At 64.1% G+C, this 22733-nt stretch carries 20 protein-coding genes and 2 pseudogenes; 15 read left to right on the top strand and 7 right to left on the bottom strand.

From position 1 onward, the window contains the following. Positions 1 to 25: 25 nt before the first annotated feature. The 5 genes from hisA to coaA are packed head-to-tail and all read left to right on the top strand — an operon-like array spanning position 26 to position 3741. Positions 26 to 775, top strand: a complete 750-nt coding sequence (gene hisA, locus AC0V8S_RS02450) for a 1-(5-phosphoribosyl)-5-[(5-phosphoribosylamino)methylideneamino]imidazole-4-carboxamide isomerase (RefSeq protein ID WP_475436710.1) — start codon at positions 26 to 28, stop codon at positions 773 to 775. After that, positions 772 to 1608, top strand: a complete 837-nt coding sequence (locus AC0V8S_RS02445) for an arginase family protein (protein WP_475436709.1) — start codon at positions 772 to 774, stop codon at positions 1606 to 1608. Before hisA ends, AC0V8S_RS02445 begins: the two co-directional genes overlap by 4 nt. Then, entirely contained in the window at positions 1605 to 2399 is a 795-nt protein-coding gene (gene hisF, locus AC0V8S_RS02440) for an imidazole glycerol phosphate synthase subunit HisF (protein WP_183465119.1), read from the top strand. The genes AC0V8S_RS02445 and hisF overlap by 4 nt, the downstream gene beginning before the upstream one ends. Positions 2400 to 2433: 34 nt before the next feature. Further along, on the top strand, positions 2434 to 2757 hold the full coding sequence (locus AC0V8S_RS02435; protein ID WP_475436708.1) for a phosphoribosyl-ATP diphosphatase: 324 nt from the start codon (positions 2434 to 2436) through the stop codon (positions 2755 to 2757). Between the two features lie 24 nt (positions 2758 to 2781). Further along, entirely contained in the window at positions 2782 to 3741 is a 960-nt protein-coding gene (gene coaA / locus AC0V8S_RS02430) for a type I pantothenate kinase (protein WP_183464824.1), read from the top strand. Positions 3742 to 3802: 61 nt separating this feature from the next. On the opposite strand, the gene AC0V8S_RS02425 is transcribed toward coaA, so the two are convergent. From AC0V8S_RS02425 to AC0V8S_RS02410, 4 genes are all read right to left on the bottom strand, one after another. Further along, on the bottom strand, positions 3803 to 5344 hold the full coding sequence (locus AC0V8S_RS02425) for a DegQ family serine endoprotease (protein ID WP_475436707.1): 1542 nt from the start codon (positions 5342 to 5344) through the stop codon (positions 3803 to 3805). Between the two features lie 254 nt (positions 5345 to 5598). Continuing rightward, on the bottom strand, positions 5599 to 6318 hold the full coding sequence (locus AC0V8S_RS02420) for an MBL fold metallo-hydrolase (protein ID WP_183465120.1): 720 nt from the start codon (positions 6316 to 6318) through the stop codon (positions 5599 to 5601). Between the two features lie 17 nt (positions 6319 to 6335). After that, positions 6336 to 7502, bottom strand: coding sequence for a diphosphate--fructose-6-phosphate 1-phosphotransferase (locus AC0V8S_RS02415; RefSeq protein WP_475436706.1), 1167 nt, complete (start codon positions 7500 to 7502; stop codon positions 6336 to 6338). Between the two features lie 97 nt (positions 7503 to 7599). Continuing rightward, positions 7600 to 8370 carry a L,D-transpeptidase gene (locus AC0V8S_RS02410; RefSeq protein ID WP_244661939.1) on the bottom strand — a complete coding sequence of 257 codons (771 nt, stop codon included), beginning with the start codon at positions 8368 to 8370 and terminating at the stop codon, positions 7600 to 7602. Between the two features lie 237 nt (positions 8371 to 8607). Here AC0V8S_RS02410 and AC0V8S_RS02405 point away from each other — a divergent pair, with 237 nt between their 5' ends. Both AC0V8S_RS02405 and AC0V8S_RS02400 read left to right on the top strand, forming a co-directional pair. Then, positions 8608 to 8730, top strand: coding sequence for a hypothetical protein (locus AC0V8S_RS02405; protein WP_095203121.1), 123 nt, complete (start codon positions 8608 to 8610; stop codon positions 8728 to 8730). A 155-nt stretch (positions 8731 to 8885) separates the two neighbouring features. After that, positions 8886 to 9509, top strand: coding sequence for a LysE family translocator (locus AC0V8S_RS02400; protein WP_183464827.1), 624 nt, complete (start codon positions 8886 to 8888; stop codon positions 9507 to 9509). A gap of 47 nt (positions 9510 to 9556) precedes the next feature. Here AC0V8S_RS02400 and AC0V8S_RS02395 read toward each other — a convergent pair whose 3' ends face one another. Then, on the bottom strand, positions 9557 to 12403 hold the full coding sequence (locus AC0V8S_RS02395) for an autotransporter family protein (protein ID WP_475436705.1): 2847 nt from the start codon (positions 12401 to 12403) through the stop codon (positions 9557 to 9559). A 224-nt stretch (positions 12404 to 12627) separates the two neighbouring features. On the opposite strand from AC0V8S_RS02395, the gene AC0V8S_RS02390 reads away from it, so the two are divergent. Together AC0V8S_RS02390 and xylB are read left to right on the top strand one after the other, a co-directional pair. Then, entirely contained in the window at positions 12628 to 13950 is a 1323-nt protein-coding gene (locus AC0V8S_RS02390; protein ID WP_475436704.1) for a tetratricopeptide repeat protein, read from the top strand. Between the two features lie 80 nt (positions 13951 to 14030). Continuing rightward, a pseudogene (gene xylB, locus AC0V8S_RS02385) lies at positions 14031 to 15484 on the top strand (xylulokinase). Positions 15485 to 15516: 32 nt separating this feature from the next. On the opposite strand, the gene AC0V8S_RS02380 reads toward xylB, so the two are convergent. Then, the gene (locus AC0V8S_RS02380) at positions 15517 to 15879 is read right to left on the bottom strand and encodes a nuclear transport factor 2 family protein (RefSeq protein WP_475436703.1); all 363 of its coding nucleotides are present in this window, start codon (positions 15877 to 15879) and stop codon (positions 15517 to 15519) included. A gap of 107 nt (positions 15880 to 15986) precedes the next feature. Between AC0V8S_RS02380 and xylA the strand changes: the two genes are divergently transcribed. Both xylA and AC0V8S_RS02370 read left to right on the top strand, forming a co-directional pair. Further along, the gene (gene xylA, locus AC0V8S_RS02375; protein WP_475436702.1) at positions 15987 to 17312 is read left to right on the top strand and encodes a xylose isomerase; all 1326 of its coding nucleotides are present in this window, start codon (positions 15987 to 15989) and stop codon (positions 17310 to 17312) included. Positions 17313 to 17517: 205 nt separating this feature from the next. Next, positions 17518 to 17721: a hypothetical protein gene (locus tag AC0V8S_RS02370; protein WP_095203128.1), complete on the top strand. Its 204-nt coding sequence runs from the start codon at positions 17518 to 17520 to the stop codon at positions 17719 to 17721. A gap of 72 nt (positions 17722 to 17793) precedes the next feature. Here the strand turns inward: AC0V8S_RS02370 and AC0V8S_RS02365 are convergent, their stop codons facing one another. Further along, positions 17794 to 18774 carry a GlxA family transcriptional regulator gene (locus AC0V8S_RS02365; protein WP_475436701.1) on the bottom strand — a complete coding sequence of 327 codons (981 nt, stop codon included), beginning with the start codon at positions 18772 to 18774 and terminating at the stop codon, positions 17794 to 17796. Between the two features lie 79 nt (positions 18775 to 18853). Between AC0V8S_RS02365 and bcoG the strand changes: the two genes are divergently transcribed. The 4 genes and pseudogenes from bcoG to AC0V8S_RS02345 all read left to right on the top strand — a co-directional run bounded on the left by bcoG (position 18854) and on the right by AC0V8S_RS02345 (position 22696). Then, complete coding sequence (gene bcoG / locus AC0V8S_RS02360; RefSeq protein WP_475436700.1) at positions 18854 to 19777, top strand: 3-dehydrocarnitine:acetyl-CoA trimethylamine transferase BcoG; 924 nt, start codon at positions 18854 to 18856, stop codon at positions 19775 to 19777. Between the two features lie 14 nt (positions 19778 to 19791). After that, a complete protein-coding gene (locus AC0V8S_RS02355) occupies positions 19792 to 20421 on the top strand; it encodes an HD domain-containing protein (RefSeq protein WP_475436699.1) in 630 nt (209 codons plus the stop codon). Next, complete coding sequence (locus AC0V8S_RS02350; protein ID WP_475436698.1) at positions 20418 to 21530, top strand: carnitine 3-dehydrogenase; 1113 nt, start codon at positions 20418 to 20420, stop codon at positions 21528 to 21530. Before AC0V8S_RS02355 ends, AC0V8S_RS02350 begins: the two co-directional genes overlap by 4 nt. Before the next feature lie 3 nt (positions 21531 to 21533). After that, positions 21534 to 22696, top strand: a pseudogene (locus AC0V8S_RS02345) (acyl-CoA dehydrogenase family protein). The last annotated feature ends 37 nt before the right edge of the window (positions 22697 to 22733 follow it).

Here is a 22733-nt window from a genome sequence, read left to right as displayed (position 1 = left end):
CATGAGCAAGAAGGGCGCCTGAATCGTGATCCTGTTTCCCGCCATCGACCTGAAGGACGGCAAATGCGTGCGCCTGAAGCACGGCGACATGGCAACCGCGACCATCTACAACGATGATCCCGCCGCGCAGGCAAAAGCCTTCGAGGACCAAGGCTTCGAATGGCTGCATGTCGTGGACCTCAACGGCGCCTTCAAGGGCCAGAGCGTCAACAGCGCGGCGGTTGGCGCCATCCTCAAGGCGACGAAGAACCCGGTGCAGCTCGGCGGTGGCATCCGCACGCTGGAACAGATCGAGGACTGGCTCGACCGAGGGCTGGCCCGCGTCATCCTCGGCACGGTGGCGGTGCGCGATCCCGAGCTGGTCAGGCAGGCCTGCAAGGCTTTCCCAGGCAAGGTGGCCGTCGGCATCGACGCCAAGGGCGGCAAGGTGGCGGTCGAGGGCTGGGCCGAGGCGTCGAGCCTCGGCGTCATCGAACTGGCGAGGAAATTCGAGGGCGCCGGCGTCGCCGCCATCATCTACACCGACATCGATCGCGACGGCGTGCTGACCGGCATCAACTGGGACTCAACCATTGACCTCGCCGAGGCCGTATCGATCCCGGTCATCGCGTCGGGCGGCCTTGCCTCGATCGCCGACATCGTGCGCATGACCATGCCCGACGCGCAGAAGCTCGAAGGCGCCATCTCGGGCCGCGCGCTCTATGACGGCCGCATCGACCCGGCCGAGGCATTGGCGATCCTGCGGGGCCGGCCGGTGGCGGAGGCGAAATCGTGAAAATCACCCTCATCCTCGCCTCCTATGACAGCGGCCACTATCATGGCGGCATGGGCCAGGGCCCGGATGCGCTGATCGCAGGCGGCCTCGTCGATGCCCTGACCATGGCCGGCCACGATGTCGCGGTTGAGGATATCGGCAGGGTCGGTGCCGAGCAGGAGCGCGAGATCGCCACCGGCTTTGCCGTCTGCAACGCGGTCTCCGGCGAGGTCCGCATTGCCATCGACAGGGGGCGGTTCCCCATCGTGCTGGCCGGAAACTGCCTGACATCAGCCGGCGCGGTCGCCGGCGAGGGCGCCGATGCGATCATCTGGGCCGATCAGCACGGTGACCTCAACACGCCCGAGACCTCCACATACGGCTTTCTCGACGGCATGGCGCTGGCGACGGTGCTTGGCCTGTGCTGGCGCCCGATGGCAGGGGCCGTTCCCGGCTTCAAGCCGATCGATCCGTCACGCTGCGTGCTCGTCAACGCCCGTGATCTCGATCCGGCCGAGGAGCAGCTCCTCAAGACCTTGCCCGTGATCCGCACCGAATGTACCGGGGTCGTGCAAGCGACGCAAAAGCTGCAGGCCGCAGGCGCCAAAAGCGTGCACATGCACCTCGATCTCGACGTGCACGACCCCAAGGATCTGCAGGCCAACCGCTATGTCACGTCAGGCGGGCCGAACCCGGAACAGTTGCGCGACGCGGCCTGCGCCATGGCACTGGCGGTGCCGGTCGTCGGCATCACCGTTTCCGCCTACGATCCGGCTTTCGATGCCCAGGCTGACGTGCCGCCGCTGGTTGGCAAGCTGCTCAACGATCTCATCGCCACGATAGAGGGCCGCTGATGCTGAAAGCCCGCGTCATCCCGTGCCTCGACGTCAAGGACGGCCGTGTCGTCAAGGGCGTCAACTTCGTCGACCTCATCGACGCCGGCGACCCGGTCGAGGCGGCCAAGGCCTATGACGCCGCAGGTGCCGACGAGCTTTGCTTCCTCGACATAACGGCTTCATCGGACAACCGTGAAACCATCTTCGATGTCATCGCCCGCACCGCCGAACAGTGCTTCATGCCGCTGACTGTCGGCGGCGGCGTGCGCCAGGTCGCCGACATCAGGAAGCTACTTTTGGCCGGCGCCGACAAGGTGTCGATCAACACGGCTGCGGTGAAGAACCCGGATTTCGTCGCCGAAGCCGCCGACAAGTTCGGCAACCAGTGCATCGTCGTCGCCATCGACGCCAAGAAGGTCTCCGGCGCCGGCGAGGCCGACCGCTGGGAGATCTTCACCCATGGCGGGCGCGAGAAGACCGGCATAGACGCGGTCGAATTCGCCCGCAAAATGGTCGATCGCGGCGCCGGCGAGATCCTGTTGACCTCGATGGACCGCGACGGCACCAAGGCCGGCTACGACATCGCGCTGACACGTGCGATCGCCGATGCGGTGCGTGCGCCGGTCATCGCGTCGGGCGGCGTCGGCACGCTGGATCACCTGGTCGAAGGCATTCGCGACGGCCATGCCGGCGCGGTGCTGGCGGCCTCGATCTTCCATTTCGGCACCTACACCATAGCACAGGCCAAGGCGCATATGGCCGAGGCCGGGCTGCCGATGCGGCTGGACTCCTCGGGCGTTCGGCCCTAGAGCCTGTCCGGCTAAGAAAAGGGCCCTAGGCGCCATGGCTGAATTTTCGTTCTCCGACCTGGAGACAATCATCAGGGACCGTGCCCAATCCGGCGATCCGGACTCTTGGACAGCGAAACTGTTCGCCCGCGGCATCGACAAGGCGGCCCAGAAGCTCGGCGAGGAGGCGATCGAGACCGTGATTGCCGCCGTCAAGGGCGACAAACAGGGCCTCGTTTCCGAAAGTGCCGATCTTATATATCATTGGCTCGTCGTTCTCGGCCTCTCGGGTGTTCCGTTGAGCGACGTGCTCAAGGAACTCGAAGGCCGCACCGGCCGTTCGGGCATCGCCGAGAAGGCGTCACGGCCCAAGGGCTGACCGCGAGGGAGGGCAGGTATCTCGATGGATCAGCTCGCGCCAACCGAGAAATATTCCCCCTTTCGTTTCTTTTCGGCCGAGCAATGGTCGCGATTCCGCGCCGACACGCCGCTGACGCTAAGCGAGGACGAATTCCGCCGCCTGCGATCGCTCAACGATCCGGTCGACCTCGAGGAGGTCAAGCGCATCTATCTGTCGCTGTCGCGGCTCTTGTCCGCCCATGTCGAGGCGAGCCAGCTTCTGTTCCGGCAGCGCCAGGCCTTCTTCAACGCCGTCGACATCGTCAAGACGCCGTTCATCATCGGCATTGCCGGCTCCGTCGCGGTCGGCAAATCGACCACCGCACGCGTGCTGAAGGAGCTTCTGGCGCGCTGGCCATCGAGCCCCAAGGTCGATCTAATCACCACCGACGGTTTTCTGCTGCCCAATGAGGTTCTGCGCCGCGAAAACCTGATGGAACGCAAGGGTTTTCCTGACAGCTATGATGTCGGGGCGCTGCTGCGCTTCCTTTCGGGCATCAAGTCGGCGCTGCCCGATGTCCGCGCGCCGGTCTATTCGCATCTCACCTATGACGTCATTCCCGGCGAGTTCGTCACCATCGACCGGCCTGATATTCTGATCTTCGAAGGCATTAATGTCCTGCAGCCGGGCAAGCTGCCACAGGACGGCAAGATCGTGCCCTTCCTGTCCGACTTTTTCGACTTCGCCATCTATATCGATGCCGACGAGAAGCTGATCCACGAATGGTACATCTCGCGCTTCATGCGGTTGCGCGAGACCGCTTTCCGCAATCCGGACTCCTTCTTCCACCGCTATTCGCAGCTTTCGGAGGATTCGGCGCGCGCCATCGCCGAAGGCCTGTGGACCAACATCAATCTGAAGAATTTGCGCGAAAACATCCTGCCGACGCGGGCCCGCGCCGATCTCATTCTGCGAAAGGGCGCCGACCACCTGATCGAGGAAGTAGCGCTGCGCAAGCTCTAGATGGCACTGAGTGGCGGGCTCGTCGCGACGAGCCTGCCACCGTCAAATCCGGCAGAGCGCCTCAGCCATTGGCGAACGGCACGGCGACATAGATCTGGCCACCGTCGCGTTCGACCAGCAGCAGCACCGACTTGCGGCCGGATCTGCTGGCCTGCGCGATCGCCTGCGTGACCTGCTTGGCGCTCTTCACTGGGGCCTGGTTGACGGCAACGATGATATCGCCGGGCTGGATGCCGGCAGCGGCCGCCGCCTTGTCGGGATTGACGCGCGCAACCACCGCGCCACGCTCGTTGTCGGCGAGGTTCATCTGCTGGCGAATGTCTGATGTGAGGTCCATCAGGCCAAGGCCGATCGCCGGCGCGCGGGAGCCCTGTTCGGTGCTCGGCGTATCGGAACTATCAGTCGATGCCGTCTTCACATCGTCGCTGTTTTGCCCGACATCGACGGAAATCTGCATGGCCTTGCCCTTGCGCCAGACATCCAGCGTCTCCTTGGCGCCGGGCGCGACATCGGCGACGGCGCGCGACAGATCCTTGGGATCCTTCACGTCCTGTCCGGCGAAGCCGGTGATGACATCGCCAGTTTCGACGCCGGCACTCGCCGCGGGCGAACTGTCATTGACCTTGGAAACCAGCGCGCCGCCGGCATGATCGAGCCCGATGGCGCTTGCCACGTCAGGCGTCACCAGCTGGATCTCGACGCCGAGATAGCCGTACTGGATGGAACCGTCCTTCATCAGCTTGGCGACGACCTTCTGCGCCTGGTCCGACGGGATGGCGAAGCCGACGCCGACACTGCCGCCATTGGGCGAATAGATCGCCGTGTTGATGCCGACGACATTGCCGTTCACATCCACCAGCGGGCCGCCGGAATTGCCATGGTTGATCGGCGCGTCGATCTGGATGAAATCGTCGAACGGCCCGCTATGCAGGTCGCGGCCGCGTGCAGACACGATGCCTGCCGTCACAGTGGTGCCGATGCCGAACGGATTGCCGATCGCCAGCACCTGGTCGCCGGTCATCAGCCGGTCGGAATCGCCCCATTTGACCGTCGGCAAGGGCTTGTCGGTCTTGATCTTGAGCACGGCGAGATCGTTCTTGGCGTCGCGGCCGACGAGCTTGGCGGGAAGTTCGGTGCCGTCATCGAGCGTCACCTTGATCGAGGAGGCGCCGTCGACGACGTGATTGTTGGTGACGATGGTGCCGTCGGCACCAATGATGAAGCCCGAACCGAGCGCTTCGGCTCGTTGCGCCTGCTGTGGCGGTGTCTGCGGAGCGGGCATGCCCTGGTCACCGAAGAATTGACGGAAATACTGGTCGAACGGCGAGTTGCCGAGAGGCGCTCCGTCGTCGTCATTTGCCGGCTGCGCTTTCATGATCGTTGTGACCGTCACCACCGCCGGCTTGTCGGCCGCTACGATCGGCGCAAAGGAGCCGTTGGGGGCGGTGATACCGGCGACAGGGGTCTGGGTCGTCGCGACAACGTTGCTCACGCCTGTGTTGCCGGCACTTTGAGCAAATGAAACGACGAAGGGGGAGATGATGAGGGCGGCGCCCAGCAATGCGGCGACGCGATGTCTGCGAAGAATGTTTGGGGATGACATGGTCGTTGTCCGTGCGAGACATTAGGTTCGGCGCCGTGGCCTGTCTGGGAGCGGCCCATTCGGCGTACCGGCCGTCGCGGCCGCCTGTCTCGCTTCATGCGGCGGCCGTTCGGGTCGATGAAACCGGAATCTAGGACGCGGATGCGGGCAAATTAGGTTTTTTCGATTATATTACAAAGATTTAATTCTTTTTGAGCGGATGGACGTCCCACATTCGCGTGACCGCTTCCGGCAGCGTGAAGGCCCCGCTAAGCTCAGATGCTGCCGGTCTGGTCGATGTAAGCCTTTGCAATCTCACGCATACGCTTGCCGTCGAAGCTCGGTCCGTGACCGCCATGGCCGATGCGGATCGGCAGGTCGAGCAGGCGTCGCATGGTGCTGACATAGGCGGCACGGTCGGAATCCGGCAGCGAGTCGATCAGCGTGTCGTCGTAGATGGCGTCGCCGCTGAAAAACAGCCCGTCGGCCTCGTCGAACAATGCGATCGAATCCGGCGAATGCCCGGGCAGATGCAGGACGCGGAATTGCCGGTCGCCGAGATCGATCACGTCGCCCTCGTCAAGCGCCCGTGTCAGCGGTGCCGATGGGATCTTGTAGTCGGCTGCCTTCCAGCCCGGCACCGGCAGTTTCGAAACGGCGCCTTCGAGATCATGGAACATGTAGGCGTAGGTCGCCGCCTTATCCATGCTTTCGAACTGCGCGGCGCTCATCTTTGGGCCCGCCCGCCACGGAAATTCGTGCAGCGAGCCGACATGGTCGAGATGGATGTGGGTGGCGACGACCAGCAGCGGCTTGCCCTGCGGCGTCTCGATCTCCGGCGCCAGCGGACAGATCCCCATGCCGGTGTCGACCAGGAGGTCCGCGTCGCGGCCGCGCAGATGCCAGATGTTGGCGCGCACATACTCATGCACGAACGGCTCGGTCAGCATCGTCGTCCAGTCGTCGACGATGCTCTTGCTGAACCATTCCGGCATCAGGTGTGAGCCTGACATTAGACGAAAGGCTTCCCGACCTTGTACTTTTCCGGCACCAGCCGCTTGAGATAGGCCATGCCGGCTTCCGACAGCTGGTTGACGTCGGGCTTCATGAAATCGTCAGGCATGTGGCGGGTCTTGCCGGCCACATTTTTCAGCGGCACCTTCTTCAGCACGGTCTTTGTGCCATCATATTGCAGCGCAACCGAGCCGCCGCCCTGTTCGGCGACAGAGACCGCGAAGGCGCCGGCATCGAAGGCCTCCTGCGCGTCGACGGCGTTGATGGCGCCGACATAGCCGCGCGGCATGTAGCCGAGCGCGTCGACGCGGGCCCGCTTGCCCGGCAGGCCTTCGGCCAGCGCGCGTTCGAGTGCGGCCGGCAGGTCGCTGCCCGACAGCTTGACGTTGCCATGCGCGTCGCGCTCGAGCTTTTCCGGCGGCACCAGGCTTTCGACCAGCGCCTTGCCGTCGGCGGTGCTCACCCCTTCCGACACGGCGACGATGCAGCGCTTGTGGCGGTCGAGCGTGGCGCGCACGTCGTCGATGAAGCCGGCGGCGGAGAACGGCCGCTCCGGCACGTAGACAAGATGCGGGCCGCTGTCGGGGTCGAGCTGCCAGGCGGCCGCCGCCGCCGTGAGAAAACCGGCATGCCGGCCCATGACGATGCCGACATAGATGCCGGGCAAAGCGCGGAAATCGAGGTCGACGGAGAGGAAGGCGCCGGCGACGAACTCGGCCGCCGAGATGAAGCCCGGCGTGTGGTCGTTTTCCTCAAGATCATTGTCGATCGTCTTCGGCGCATGGACGAAAGCGATGGAGCCGCCGGCGGCATCGGTCAGGATCTGCTGCGTGCCCGACGTGTCGTTGCCGCCGATATAGATGAAGGCGTCGGCGCCGGCCTTCTTCAGCCCGTTGAGGATCACGTCGCAATAGGCGGCATCCGGTTTGTCGCGCGTCGAGCCGAGTGCTGCACTCGGCGTTCCGGCAATCAGCCGCAGCCGGTCTTCCGGAATGGCGGAGAGGTCGACATAGTTGCCGTCACGGACACCGCGCACGCCATGGATGGAGCCTAGCACCTTGGCGCCGGGATGCCGTTTGCGGATCTCCAGCGTGGCGCCGACCACAGTCTGGTTGATGACGGCGGTCGGGCCGCCACCTTGCGCGATAACAAAAGTTCCGGCCATTCCTGACGTCTCCCGAGCGATGGTTTTCAAGGCACCTTGGCCTGTCTTTCGCTATCGCGCAACGGGAGAGTCTGGCGGCCGCGAACTGCGGCCGCCATCACATGACGACGACCGGGTTTTTCTTCGAAACGCGGCTGTAGAGGTCGATGATGTCCTGGTTGATCAGGCGCACGCAGCCCGACGACATCGCCTGTCCGATGCTCCACCATTCGGGCGAGCCATGGATGCGGTAGCCGGTGTCCTTGCCGTCCTGGTAGATGTAGAGCGCACGCGCCCCGAGCGGGTTGGTGAGGCCGCCTGGCTGGCCGCCCTGCCACTTCACCAGTTCGGGCTTGCGCTGGATCATCTCCGGCGGCGGCGTCCAGGTCGGCCATTCCCGTCCATACTGGATGTTGGCGCGGCCGGACCAGCGGAAGCCGTCCTTGCCGATACCGACGCCGTAGCGGATGGCGTCGCCGCCCGGCTGGACGAGATAGAGCATGCGCTCCTTGAGATGGACGACGATGGTGCCGGGCGCCTCGCCGGTCGTGTCGACGACGATCTGGCGGCGGAATTCCGGCTTGACCTTGAGGTATGGCACCTCAGGCACGTTGAAGCCGTTGTCGGTCAAAGCGGCATACATCACATCGGCGCCGGTGATGTTCTTGTCGACGCTGATCGCCGGCCGCATCGGCGGCACGGAGCCGGTGACCGTATTGTCGAGCTCCAGCGCCGGCATGCCGCCATCACCCGAGGTCGAGCAGCCGGCGGCGCTGAGCAGCGCCAGCGCGCCTGCCCCGGACAGGACGGCGCGGCGGGAAACATGATGATCGGTATCGATTGCGTCGCCGTTTCGTGGCGGCGTCAGACCTTGCGGCAACTCACGCATATACCCAAACCCTACGCTGTCGGCGGGAAGCACGGTCCGGCCGGATAGCGGGCATTTTCATCATTCATGGTTGATAAAGCGTGAACGCCTTGCGCCGCCTGCATTTGCATGCTGCCTGGCGGCATCAGGCCGTGCTGGCGATCGCCAACCGAGCGCTCCTGCACAAAAAGACCCAGCTCGGGTCATAATCCCGGCACCGGCCTCTCCTACCCATCGGGCGATCAGCGAGGGGCCTGCATGTGCAAGACGTTAAAAACCGACATCACGCTTTTTGCCGCTGCCATTGTCGCGGCCGCCTTGGTTCTCGGTGCCGATGTCAGCCTCGCCGATATCATGAGCACGCTGGGCGGCGCGAACTGACGCCGACCGGCCGTTGGCGCAACTGATAGCGCGGCAATTCAGGAAAAAGTGCGCGGCGGTTTCCGTCCGAAATTGCGTAAAAACTAAAATCACGCCCCTTTACATTCTCCCAGGGCTCAGGATTTATCCTTTTCCTTAACCCAAGGGAGACAGACATGTCCTTCGAAAACTGGGCCGCTTTCGCCGCCGCGTCGACCATCCTCCTCATCATTCCGGGGCCGACCATCCTGCTGGTCGTGTCCTATGCGCTTGGCCAGGGCTGGCGCACCGCTTTGCCGATGGCGGTTGGCGTGGCGCTTGGCGACTTCACCGCCATGACCTTGTCGATGCTCGGCATCGGCGCGCTGCTCGCCGCTTCGGCGACCGTTTTCACCGTCCTGAAGCTGATTGGCGCCGGCTATCTGATCTATCTCGGCGTAAAGCTGTTCCGCGCCGGCGGCGCGCTGAAGGCAGAACCCCGCACCGATGCGGTGTCTTCCGCCAAGATGATGGCGCATGCCTGGCTGGTCACCGCGCTCAATCCCAAAAGCATCACCTTCTTCGTCGCCTTCCTGCCGCAGTTCCTCGACCGGCATGCCGATTTCTGGACGCAGATGCTCATCTTCGAGACAACTTTCCTGGCGCTCGCCTTTGCCAATGCCTTCGGCTATGCGCTGATCGCGGCGCGCGCCCGCAATGTCGTGCGCAATCCCAAGGCGATCCGCATCTTCAACCGCACCGGCGGCACGCTGCTGGTCGGCGCCGGCATCGCGACGGTGGCGATGCGTTCGGGTAATTAGCCGGCCTGTCTTCCATCAGAAACCGGTTTCCGGTTTCGGATGGTGGTTCACCACTTCACGCTGATACCCAGATTGCCCTCCAGGATGCGGCGTTTGTCGCCGCCGAGATTGGTGGTGTAGTCGCCGGTGGCGAAGATGCTGACCTTGTCGGTCACCTCAGCGACGAGGCCACCGCCAAACTCGAACGAGGTCGATCGGCCCTCGGTCGAGATGTCGGTGGTGTCGAAGCTGACACGGTCGGTGCCGCCGAAATCATGCCAGATGTTGGCCTTCAGGTAGGGCTGCAGCGTGATGCCGTTGAAAGTGGTCTCGCCTTGCAGCCGCGCACCCAGCCGGCCGCTGACGCTGTCGTCGGTGCCGAAGGAAACGGACGAGAAGCGGTCGTTGGTGTCGTTGAGCGACAGATGCTGCCAGACCAGTTGCGCCTGCGGTTCGAGCGTCCAGCCCTGCGCCAGCGCTAGGGGATAGCCGCCTTCCAGCGATGCGGTGACGCCGGTTCCACCGACATCGATGCCGATGTCGCGCGACGATGTCGCGTCGCCGCCGAAGAAGGTGGCCATCAGCACACCGTCAAGGTACCAGCCGCCCTGGCCGATCCGCGTCCAGTAACCGCCGATGCTGGCGCCGCTGACGTCGAGGCTGCCGACTGACAGATCGTTCCATCCCAGCGCCTGGCCGCGCACATCGCCCTTCATGCTGGCATAGGCGATGAACAGGCCGGCGCGATCGATTCCGCCTGAGGCGGTCTCGCGTCCGAACACGTCGAAGCCCGCCTGGAGGCCGAACAGCGTGCCGTCGAAGGAGGGCGACACCGTTCCCGACCAGCCCATTTTGGCGTCCTGGCCATAAATGCGGCCCCAGACCGGCGACAGTTCCGGGTCGGACAGCAGGCTCTGCTCGCCACGCCGTTCGTGGAAGGTGCCGAGCGTCGTCATCGCCAGATGCTCGGCCACAGGCGGCAAGGCCGAATAGACCGGCACCTCGATGCGGTAGAGCGGGATCACGGCTGCCTGCACCGCGGTCGCTCCGGGCGTCGGCGGCGTCGGCTGGACCGGTGGCGGGCCCGGCAGCGTCGGCACCGGCAATACCGGCGCTGCGGTCGGCACCACCGGCGGAGGTGGCGGCGGATCTGCGGGTGGCGCCGGTGGTGGTGGCGGTGGCGGCTCGGGTTCCGGGTCGCTGGCCTGCACCGGTGGTGTCGGATCGACCGGCGGGGTGTTGATGTCGCCCTCGGTCGGCGGCGGTGTCGGCGGCAGTTCGGAGGGCGGCGGTGGCGGCGGCTCGGCCGCCGGCGGCTCAGGTTCCGGCGGTGGCGTGGGTTCGAGCGCCGGCGGGGCTGGTGCGGGTGTCGCCGGTGTGGTCAGCGTCGAGCGCAGGTACCAGTTCTCGTCGCTGCCGGCGCTGACGCCGCCCTTGAACAGATAATATTCGAAGGCGCCGGCGGCGACCGGGGCGTCGAGTGCGAAGGTGGTGGCGCCTGAAGTGGCGCCGTTGACCGCCTGGACGACCATGATGCCGTCCTGCGTGGTCGAGGCACCCGCGCCGCCGACATTGACCACGGAAATGCCGGTCGAGCCGGACGCCGTCCCGCCCGACAGCACCAGCCGGTCCGAGGCGGAGGAATCGTCACCGAGCACGGTCTGGACAAGCAGCAGGCCGCCGGCGCCGACATAATTGCCCGAGATCGTCAGCCTGTCGGTCGCGCCCGTGCTGCCGTTGGTCAGGTCGATCCGCCCGGCATTGGTGACCTGCGCCAGTTGGCCTGCCGTGAAGGCCTGGATCGTGGCGTTGAAGCCCCCACCAAAGAGCGTGCTGGATGCATCGACGCTGAGCGAGCCCGTGCCGGTGCCGCTGTCGCCGAGCTTGAGAATGCCGTCGAGCATTAGTTCTGTATCGTTGGTGGCGTCGATCGTCTCCCAGTTCTGCACCCGGCTGATTCCGTCCAGCTTGACGTTGTCGAAGGTCAGCGCATCGGCACCGAGACCGCCATTCAGGGCATCCGTGCCGCCGAGATTGGCGTTGGTGAGGTTGCTGAGTTTGGCGGTGTCGTTGTCGGCGCCGAGATCGACCGCGCCATAGATGATGCCGCCGCCATTCCAGACGAAACTGTCGGAACCAAAGCTCATCAGCACATCGCCGCCGATCGTGCCGCCTGATATCGTCACGCTGTCATTGCCGCCGCTGACGCTGATGTTGCCGCCGATCGTGCCGCCCGACAGGATGATGGTGTCCTGGTCGAAGCCGGTGACGAGGTTGCGGTCGATGGTGCCGCCGGACATGTTGAAATAGTTCTTGTCGAGCTTCATGTTGACCCGGCCGATGCGACCGCCGGTCATCACGGCGTTATCGCCATCGTCGAAGAAATCGACGATGCGCCCGCCCGTCATGGTGAACGTGTCCAGCCCGTCGCCCTGGTTGAGCGATCCGACCTGGCCGCCGCTCATGTTGAAGTCGTCGATGCCGGCGCCCTGCTGGACATTGCCGGCGACAGTGCCGCCACCGATGGTGAAGAAATCCGTGCCGCCACCCTGGTCGACGGTGCCGGTGATGGTGCCGGACTGCATGTTGATGCGGTCCGTGCCGACGCCAAAGGTGACGTTGCCGCTCACCTGGCCGGTGCCGCCGGCGGGAAAGGTCAGCGTGTTGTCGCCGCTGGTGTCGGTAAGGCTGCCGCCCGAATCGCCGCCATCGCAGGTGAAGGTGGTATTCCCCGCCGACGGAACCAGCACGCAGGCCGCCAGGGCTGCGGAATTCGGCAGCAACGCCAGCGCTGTAGTTGCAAGTAAGCTAATAAACCATGGATGGATTTGCCGCGGTTTTCGTCGCAACAAAGAAATCGACTCACCAACGTATTCCGAACAGCCGTTCGGACGCTGTATTTCAAAATGCCGCATCGCGTCCCCTCTCAGATCGCGATTACAAGCCCTTCGCCGCGCCGCAATGAAGCCACAATTCGTTCGATTTTACAAAGCCTAATCTGTCCGTCATGGTTGATGAACTGAGAAATCTACTGAAATAGACACGCGTAGTGCATGGTTGGCGTGTCTGTGGCCCATGCTTTAAGATCGCCTTGGACCGAGGGCATCGTGCCCGCAACGCGCTGGTCAAGGGACATTGCATGCCAATCAAGGACACATTCGGCCTGGCATTTTCGGGTGCGACGGAAGCGGGGTTCACGCCCTACAGCGAGGCGGTCCGCCAATTGCAGTGCTTCATCGGCGATCCCGTAGCCTCCGTCGACCGTGCCATCGCGGAAAATCCCGGTTTCGTCATGGCGCATGTCTTCAAGGGCTATCTCTTTGGCCTTGCCACCGAGCGGGAGGCGACGGCGTTGGCCAGGGCCTGCCATGAGGCGGCATTGCCGCTTGCCGCGACGACGCGCGAAGCGGCGCATGTCTTAGCCCTCGGCCACCTCGCCAACGGGCGCTGGCATGACGCTGCTAGGATTCTTGAGGATATCGCGATCGAGAACCCGCTCGACGCGGTGGCGCTGCAGGTCGGACACCAGATCGACTTCTTCACCGGCAATGCCCGCATGTTGCGCGACCGCATCGCCCGCGCCTTGCCGTCATGGCAGAACGGGATGCCCGGCTACCACGCCATCCTCGGCATGCAGGCCTTCGGGCTGGAGGAAATGGGCGACTATAACAGGGCTGAAAAGCTTGGCCGCATGGCCGTCGAGATCGAACCGCGCGACGGCTGGGCGCAGCATGCCGTGGCGCATGTCATGGAAATGCAAAGCCGGCAAAGGGATGGCATCGCCTGGATGCGCGCCAATCCCGAAGCCTGGACGAAGGAAAGCTTCCTGCAGGTGCATAATTGGTGGCATCTGGCGCTGTTCCACTACGATCTCGGCGAGACCGACCAGGTGCTGGCGCTCTATGACGGACCGATCTACGGCACGCCATCGACGATGGCGCTCAACATGGTCGATGCGTCGGCAATCCTGTGGCGGCTGCATCTCGGCGGCGTCGATGTCGGTGACCGCTGGACCGCGCTCGCCGCCAAGTGGCCCAAGGCCGGCGCCGGCGACTACGCCTTCAACGATGCGCACGCGATGATGGCCTTCGTCGGCGCCGGCCTTGACGCTCCGGCCCGCACCTTGCTCGAGGCGCAGCGCGAGGCGATGCGTGGCGACGACGACAACGCTGCCTTTACCCGGGATGTCGGCCATCCCTTAACGCTCGCCATCAAGGCATTCGGCGAGGGCAACTACACCGAGGCCGTGCATCTGATCCGACCGATCCGGGGGATCGCGCACCGCTTCGGTGGCAGCCACGCACAGCGCGATGTCATCGACCTGACGCTGATGGAAACTGCCTTGCGGGCCGGTGACGGTGCGCTCGCCAGGGCGCTCACGGCCGAGCGTTCGATGGCGCGGCCGGACAGTCCGCTGTCGGCGCTCTTTGCGCGACGCGCGGCCGATTTGTCAGAGAATTGACCCGGAGCGGATCTTGCCTTAAAAACTGGCTCGGCCAGATTTTTTCGGGATCCGAAAAAATAAGGACGTGGGAGGAAAACATGTATCTCGGCCTCGACCTGGGCACGTCGGGCGTCAAGGCGCTGCTGATCGATGCCGGACAGACTGTAGTCGGCTCCGGCCATGGCACACTTGATGTTTCGCGGCCACATCCCGGCTGGTCCGAGCAGGATCCGTCGCACTGGATACGCGCCTGCGAAGATGCGATCGCCGAACTCAGGGCTTCCCACCCCGCGCAGTTCGCGGCGGTGAAAGGCATCGGCCTGTCGGGCCAGATGCACGGCGCGACCTTGCTCGATGCGGCTGACAAGGTGCTGCGCCCATGCATCCTGTGGAACGACACGCGCAGCCATGTCGAGGCGGCCGCACTCGACGCCGATCCGCGCTTTCGCGCGCTGACCGGCAACATCGTCTTTCCCGGCTTCACCGCGCCAAAGCTCGCTTGGGTGAAGACAACGAGCCCGCTGTCTTCACCAAGGTGGCGAAAGTCCTGCTGCCCAAGGATTTCCTGCGGCTTTGGCTGACCGGCGAACACATTTCGGAAATGTCCGACTCGGCCGGCACCTCCTGGCTCGATGTCGGCAAGCGCCGCTGGTCGCCGGACCTGCTCGCCGCCACCTCGCTCGACGAGAGCCAAATGCCGTCGCTGGTCGAGGGCACTGAGAAGGCCGGCGGGCTGCGTGCCGAGCTGGCGTCGAAATGGGGCGTCGAGGCCGGCATACCGGTTGCCGGTGGCGCCGGCGACAATGCGGCTTCCGCCTGCGGCATGGGCACGGTCGGCGCCGGCCATGCCTTTGTCTCGCTGGGCACCTCGGGCGTGCTGTTTGCCGCCAACGCGTCCTACCTGCCCAACCCGGCAAGTGCGGTCCACACTTTCTGTCATGCGCTGCCCAATACGTGGCACCAGATGGGCGTCATCCTGTCGGCGACCGATTCGCTCAACTGGCTGTCGGAGATCACGGGCAAAGGCGCAGGCGACCTGACATCGGAACTCGGCGACACGCTGAAGGCGCCGACCGGCGTGTCCTTCTTGCCCTATCTCTCGGGCGAGCGCACGCCGCACAATGATTCCGCCATTCGCGGTTCCTTCACCGGGCTGGCGCATGAGTCGAGCCGCGCGGTGCTGACGCAGGCTGTGCTTGAAGGCGTCGCCTTCGCCTTCCGCGACAGTCTCGAAGCCCTGAAGACAGCCGGCACCACATTGACCCGCGTTACGGCAATTGGCGGCGGTTCGCGCTCGCGCTATTGGCTGAAATCGATCGCCACCGCGCTTCAAGTGCCTGTGGATATTCCCGCCGATGGCGATTTCGGCGCCGCCTTCGGCGCGGCCAGGCTCGGCCTGATCGCGGCGACGAGTGCTGATCCGCTCGCCGTGTGCATGGCGCCGAGAACGGATGCGACGATTGAACCGGATGCCGGGCTCGGTGGCGCCTATGCGGACGCCTATCACCGCTACCGGGCGCTGTATCCGGCGATCCGGGGCGCCACGGCGTGAGCGGGTTCTCGCCCACGCCGCGGCACGGCAACTCACTGCGCCGGCACCTTGTCGAGAAACCCGGTGACGTTCTTCAGGCGACCGTTCTCGATGATGCCGATATCGGTGCCTTCGATGACCGAAGGGACGCCCTCCGGACCGAGATTCCAGGAGAAGCGGATCTTGTCGGCGAACCCGTCCGGCGTGCCCTTCAGCGAGAACCGGAAGCCGGCAAAGCGTTGCTGCACACCGTCGATCAGCGCCGCGACGCCGTCATGGCCGTCGCCCTGCATCAGCGGATCGCGATAGCTGACATCTTCGGTGAAGGTGGCCTTCAGCAAGTCGGCGCGGCGGCTGGCGTCGCTTTCGTTCCAGGCGGTGATGTAGCCCTCGGCGATTGCGTTGAGGTCGGTCATGGTCTGTCTCCTTTGTTTGTTGACATCAGCCTTTTCGACCAGCCCAAGAGCGAAACCAATTACGCCTGAGGTAATCAGGGCGAACTATTCGAGAGAGGACAGAAATCATGAGCAGCGGATTTTTCGGCGACATCCAGAAGATCAAATATGAGGGGCCGGATTCGACCAATCCGCTGGCCTACCGCTTCTACAATCCGGATGAGGTGGTGGCCGGCAAGCGGCTGGAAGACCATCTGCGCTTCGCCGTCGCCTACTGGCATTCCTTCGCCTGGCCGGGTGGCGACCCCTTCGGCGGCCAGACCTTCGACCGCCCCTGGTTCCCCAAGGCCGGCGGCATCGACACGATGGAACTGGCGAAGCTCAAGGCCGACGTTGCGTTCGAGATGTTCTCGCTGCTCGGCGCACCCTATTTCTGCTTCCACGACGCCGATGTGCGGCCCGAGGGTAAGGACTTTTCCGAAAGTGCTGCCCGCCTCGACGAGATCGCGGATTACTTCGCCGGCAAGATGAAGCAGACCGGCGTCAAGCTGTTGTGGGGTACGGCGAACCTGTTCTCCAATCGCCGCTTCATGTCAGGCGCCGCCACCAATCCCGATCCGGATGTCTTTGCCTATGCGGCGGCGACAGTGAAGAGCTGTATCGACGTCACCAAGCGGCTGAAGGGCGAGAATTATGTGCTGTGGGGCGGACGCGAGGGCTATGAGACGCTGCTCAACACCGACCTTGCCCGCGAGCAGGAACAGGCCGGCCGCTTCCTCAGCCTCGTCGTCGACTACAAGCACAAGATCGGCTTCAAGGGCACGATCCTGATCGAGCCGAAGCCGCAGGAGCCGACAAAGCATCAGTACGATTACGACGTCGCCACGGTTTATGGCTTCCTCAAGCGCTTCGGCCTGGAGAATGAAGTAAAACTCAACATTGAGCAGGGCCATGCCATCCTGGCCGGCCATTCCTTCGAGCACGAACTGGCGCTGGCCAATGCGCTCGGCGTCTTCGGTTCGATCGACATGAACCGCAACGACTACCAGTCGGGCTGGGACACCGACCAGTTCCCCAACAACGTGCCGGAAATGGCGCTGGCCTACTACCAGGTCCTGCAGGCCGGTGGCTTCAAGACCGGTGGCACCAATTTCGACGCCAAGCTGCGTCGCCAGTCGCTCGACCCGCAGGACCTGCTGATCGGCCATATCGGCGGCATGGATTCCTGTGCACGCGGTCTCAAGGCCGCGGCCCGCATGGTCGAGGACAAGGCGCTGTCGGCGCCGCTGGCTGAGCGCTATGCCGGCTGGAACAGCACTGAGGCCAAGGCGATGCTGTCGGGCAAGCGCTCGCTGGAGGACATCGCCGAGCGCGTGGTGAAGAAGAAGATCGAGCCGCAGCCGCGCTCCGGCCGCCAGGAATTGCTGGAAAACATCGTCAACCGTTACGTCTGAGGGCGGAAGCCGATTCGTATTGCTCGAGGGGCGGCGGGATAACACTCCTGCCGCCTTGGAACGGCCTTGCGCCAAGGGGCGCATCCGGCGACAAGGTTTTGCCCCTTCACGCCCCTCAATCACCTCGCTCTTGCCTTCAAACTGCCGTCACGTATCTCGTATAAGAGAGACCTGTGGCGGGTGAAAAGGAAGGAGGCGAACCGATATGCAGCACGAACGCGAAATCGACGCCCTACTCTCATCTGGCGAGACCGGATCGATCATCGACCGGCTGATGGCGCTGCCGCGGCCGACCGACGACGTGAAAAACGAATGGGATCGCGCCGTCAGCAACCGCTTTGAAGTCCGGCTGGTGAGACAGATGCGCTCACAGATCGACGCTGGCAGCGATCGCCAGAACGCGGCGTGAGCGCTGAAGCAATTCCAGGAAAAGTGTGAAGCGGTTTTCCGTCTGGAAATTGCGACAATACAAAAGATCGACCTAACCCCGACGAAGCCTGACCGGGGCTTCGCCGAACGCTCTTGAAAACGCTCTGGAAAATGCCGCGGCGGACGAGAAGCCTGTCCGCCCGGCAATATCCGCCATGGCCACGCGCGTGTCGACCACCAGGCGGCGCGCGGCCCCCAGCCGCAGCCTGAGATAATAGGCGCCCGGCGTCTCGCCGATCGACTTGCGAAAGATGCTTTCCAGTGTCCGCGCCGTCACGCCGGCACGCTTGGCGATGGCTTCTATGGTCAGCGGTTGGTCGACATGCGCTTCCATCAGCCGGATGGCCTGCGCCAGGCGTGGATCGTAGCCGTCGAGCCGGCCAAGTGAGACCAGCGGCTGCGCATCAGTCGCCACGCGCGCCTGATCGTAGATGAACGCGCTTGCCACATCGAGCGCCACGGCCATGCCGAGCCGGGTGCGAATCAGGTGGAGCATCAGGTCCAGGGTCGGCGACGCTCCGCCCGTGGTGAAGACCGGCCCATCGATGATGTAGCGATCGGGGCGCACGTCGACACCGGGAAAGGTCGACGAAAAATCCTCCATGTCTTCCCAATGGGTGGTGGCACTGCGGCCTTCAAGCAAACCGGCGCGCGCCACCAGCCATGTGCCCGCCTCGACGCCGCCGCAGGCGCGGGCCGACCGCGCCGCCCGGCGCAGGCCGGCGAGCAAGGCCGACGTGGCGTAGTTCTGCGTCCCGAAACCCGCGACCACGACCAGGACGTCGGTCGGTTCCGTCGCATCGAACCGGCCGCTCACCGCTATGGGCAGGCCGCATGTCGTGACCGGCGCCTCCCCCGTCACCGAAACCAGTTTGAAGTCGAACAGCGTTTCGCCGGCGATGCGGTTGGCGGCACGCAGCGGATCGACGGTGCACGCCACGCACATAATGGATGCCCCGGAAAACACCAAGAGCGTCACCTTGAGCGGCGACTGCTCAGAGCGAAAGATTGTCATCTTTTCGTTTTTAATCATACCGCCTTCGTAAAACGTAAAACAGTTCCTCGCAAGTCGCGCAATGTTGTGCCTCTGTTTCGATTGGGAGGAGAATTCCATGCCGCTTGCGATGAACCGTGAGGTCTTCATTACCTGTGCTGTGACCGGATCCGGCGGTTCGCAGGATCGCAGCCCGCATGTACCGCGCTCGCCCAAGCAGATCGCCGATTCGGCCATCGACGCGGCCAAGGCCGGTGCGGCGATCGTTCACTGCCATGTCCGCGATCCCGAGACCGGCAAGCCCCGCCGCGACGTGCATCTCTACCGCGAAGTCACCGAGCGCATCCGTGACGCGAACGTCGACGTCATCCTGAACCTCACCGCTGGCATGGGCGGCGACATGGTGTTCGGCTCGCCGGAAGCGCCGCTGCCGCTCAACGAAAAGGGCACCGACATGGGCGGCGCCACCAACCGCATGGAACATGTGCGCCAGTGCCTGCCGGAAATCTGCACGCTCGATTGCGGCACCATGAACTTCGCCGAAGCCGACTATGTCATGACCAACACGCCCGGCATGCTGCGTGCCATGGGCGGCATGATGACGGCGCTCGGCGTCAAGCCGGAGATCGAGGCCTTCGACACCGGCCATCTCTGGTTCGCCAAGCAATTGGTCGAGGAGAAGGTGCTCAACCCCGATGCGCTGGTGCAGCTCTGCATGGGCGTGCCGTGGGGCGCGCCTGACGATCTCAACACCTTCATGGCCATGGTCAACAATGTGCCGTCGACCTGGAACTGGTCTGCCTTCGCCATCGGCCGCAACCAGATGGCCTATGCGGCGGCGGCGGTGCTCGCCGGCGGCAATGTCCGCGTTGGGTTGGAAGACAATCTGTGGCTCGACAAGGGCGTGCTGGCCACCAACGCGCAACTGGTCGAGCGCGCCGCCAGCATTGTCACCAATCTCGGCGCCAGGATCCTGGGGCCGGAGGAAGTGCGGAAGAAGCTCAATTTGACCAAGCGGGCGCCGATCGCAGCCGCGGCGTAAAACGGGAGCGCACCATGGCTACCGTCAAATTCACCGCGATGAAGGATGGCGACAAGGACGATTACGAGTTCCTGACCGCCCATGAAATCGACTATGCCGCCAAAACCGGCGAGCGGCTGCTCGACGCGCTGGTGCAGCTCGATGAAGGCCTGTCGGGCTACAAGATCACTCGGCTCGGCCATTCGCTGCAGGCGGCGACACGCGCCTGGCGCGACGGCGCCGACACCGACTGGATCGCCTGCGCGCTGCTGCACGATATCGGCGACATCTACGCGCCCTACAATCACGACGAATACGCCGCTTCGATCCTGAAACCCTTCGTGCGCGAGCAATGCACCTGGGTGGTGGAAAAGCATGGTGACTTCCAGCGCCTCTATTACGCCCACCATCTCGGCGGCAACCGCCATGCCCGCGACCGCTTCGCAGGCCATGCCTTTTTCGACGATTGCGACCAGTTTTGCGAACGCTGGGACCAGTCGAGCTTCGATCCCGACTACGAGACGCTGCCGATCGAGTTCTTCCGGCCCTTCGTGATCGAGGTCTTTGCCCGCAAGGCTTACGACCCAGCCGTGATCCGCGCCGGCGAGCGCGTGCCTCTCCTAGATCCCACTACAGCCAAGACAAGAACCGGAGCTTCCCCATGAGCATCATCAACAAGGCGGCCGCCATTGGCGGCGGTGTCATCGGCGCCGGCTGGGTGGCGCGGCTGCTGCTCAACGGCATCGACGTGTCGATCTTCGATCCCGATCCGGAAGCCTCGCGCAAGGTCTCGGAAGTGATGAAGGGCGCGCGCCGCACTTACAAGCAGATGGTGCCCGGCGGCCTGCCGAAAGAGGGCAAGCTGACCTTCGCCAAGACCATTGCCGAGGCGGTTGCGGACGCGGACTTCATCCAGGAAAGCGTGCCGGAACGGCTCGACCTCAAGCACAAGGTGCTGGCCGAGATCGACGCCCATGCGCCGGCCAACGCCATTGTCGGCTCGTCGACCTCCGGCATCAAGCCGACGGATATGCAGGTGGCGATGAAGAAGCATCCAGAGCGGCTGGTCGTCGGCCATCCGTTCAACCCGGTCTACCTCTTGCCGCTGGTCGAAATCGTCGGCGGCGATCAGACCTTTCCCGAGGCGATCGAGGTCGCCAAGGAGATCTACGCCGCGATCGGTATGAAGCCGGTCGTCATCCGCAAGGAGATCGAAGCCTTCGTCGGTGACCGCCTGCTCGAAGCCGCCTGGCGCGAGGCGCTGTGGCTGATCAAGGACGGCATCTGCACCGTCGAGGAGCTCGACGACATCATGCGCTACGGCTTCGGCCTGCGCTGGGCGCAGATGGGCATGTTCCAGGTCTATCGCGTCGCCGGCGGCGAGGCCGGCATGCGCCACTTCATGGCGCAGTTCGGGCCGTGCCTGAAATGGCCGTGGACCAAGCTGATGGACGTGCCGGAATTCAACGACGAGCTGGTCGACCTGATCGCCACCCAGTCGGACGACCAGGCGCATGGCCTGTCGATCCGCGAACTCGAAAAGATCCGCGACGACAATCTGGTCGCGATCATGGATGCGCTGTCGAAGCAGAACAAGGGCAAGGGCTGGGGTGCCGGCGCCCTGCACAAAGACTATACCAAGCAGCTTGCCAAGCTGGCGGCAAAGAAGCCGACGGCCTCCAAGGCTGCCGAGAAGGCCAAGGCCTCCAAGCCGGTGAAGAAGGCGGAAAAGCCGGCAAAGGGCGGCAAAGCGAAGAAGAGCAAGAAAGGCTGAGCCATGGATTTCGGTCTTTCGGAGGAACAAAAACTCATCGTCGGGACGACGCGCGCCTTCGTCGAGAATGAGCTCTACCCGCATGAGCGCGAGGTCGAGCGCACCGGCGTGCTGCGCCGCGAGCTAATCGAGGAGATCAAGGCCAAGGCGATCGAAGCCGGCCTCTATGCCGCCAACATGCCGGCCGATGTCGGCGGTGCGGGCCTGGATACAGTGACCTGGCTGCTCTACGAAAAGAACTCGGCCGCGCCAATTACGCGCTGCACTGGACCTGCGTCGCGCGTCCCTCCAACATCCTGCTCGCCGGCACGCCGGAGCAGCGTGAAAAATATCTGTTTCCCTGCATCCGTGGCGAGAAGTGGGACTGCCTGGCGATGACCGAGCCGGGCGCAGGTTCCGACCTGCGCGGCATGAAGGCGTCAGCCGTGCAGGACGGCGACGACTGGGTGCTGAACGGCACCAAGCACTTTATCTCCCACGCCGATCTCGCCGATTTCGCCATCGTCTTCATGGCGTCGGGCGAAGAGGATTCGCCGCGCGGCAAGCGCAAGAAGATCACCGCCTTCTTCGTCGACAAGGGCACCAAAGGCTTTACCGTCCGTGACGGCTACCGCAATGTCTCGCATCGCGGCTACACCAATGCCATCCTCGAATTCGACGATTGCCGGCTGCCGGCGAGCCAGGTGCTGGGCGAAGTGCATAAGGGCTTCGACGTCGCCAATTCCTGGCTTGGCGCCACCCGCCTGCAGGTCGGCGCCACCTGTCTCGGCCGCGCCGAGCGGGCGCTGGGCCACGCCGTCGAATACGCCGCGCAGCGCCAGCAGTTCGGCCAGCAGATTGGCAAGTTCCAGGGCGTGTCGTTCAAGCTCGCCGACATGGCGACGGAATTGAAGGCCGCCGACCTGATGGTGTTCGAAGCCGGCTGGAAGTACGATCAGGGCACCGTCACCGATCAGGACATGGCCATGGCCAAGCTGAAGGCCACCGAAATGCTGGCTTACGTTGCCGACGAAGCGATCCAGATCCATGGCGGCATGGGGCTGATGGACGACTTGCCGCTGGAGCGCATCTGGCGCGACGCCCGCGTCGAGCGCATCTGGGAAGGCACGTCGGAGATTCAGCGACATATTATTTCGCGGGCGCTGCTGCGTCCGTTCGGAGCTTAGAGCATGATGCGCCAAAGCCGGGATTCGGTTTTCTCGG

The sequence above is a fragment of the Mesorhizobium oxytropidicola genome (assembly GCF_056174625.1).
Note: the sequence above shows the minus strand (reverse complement) of the source record. Positions and strands in the feature narration are given on the sequence as shown.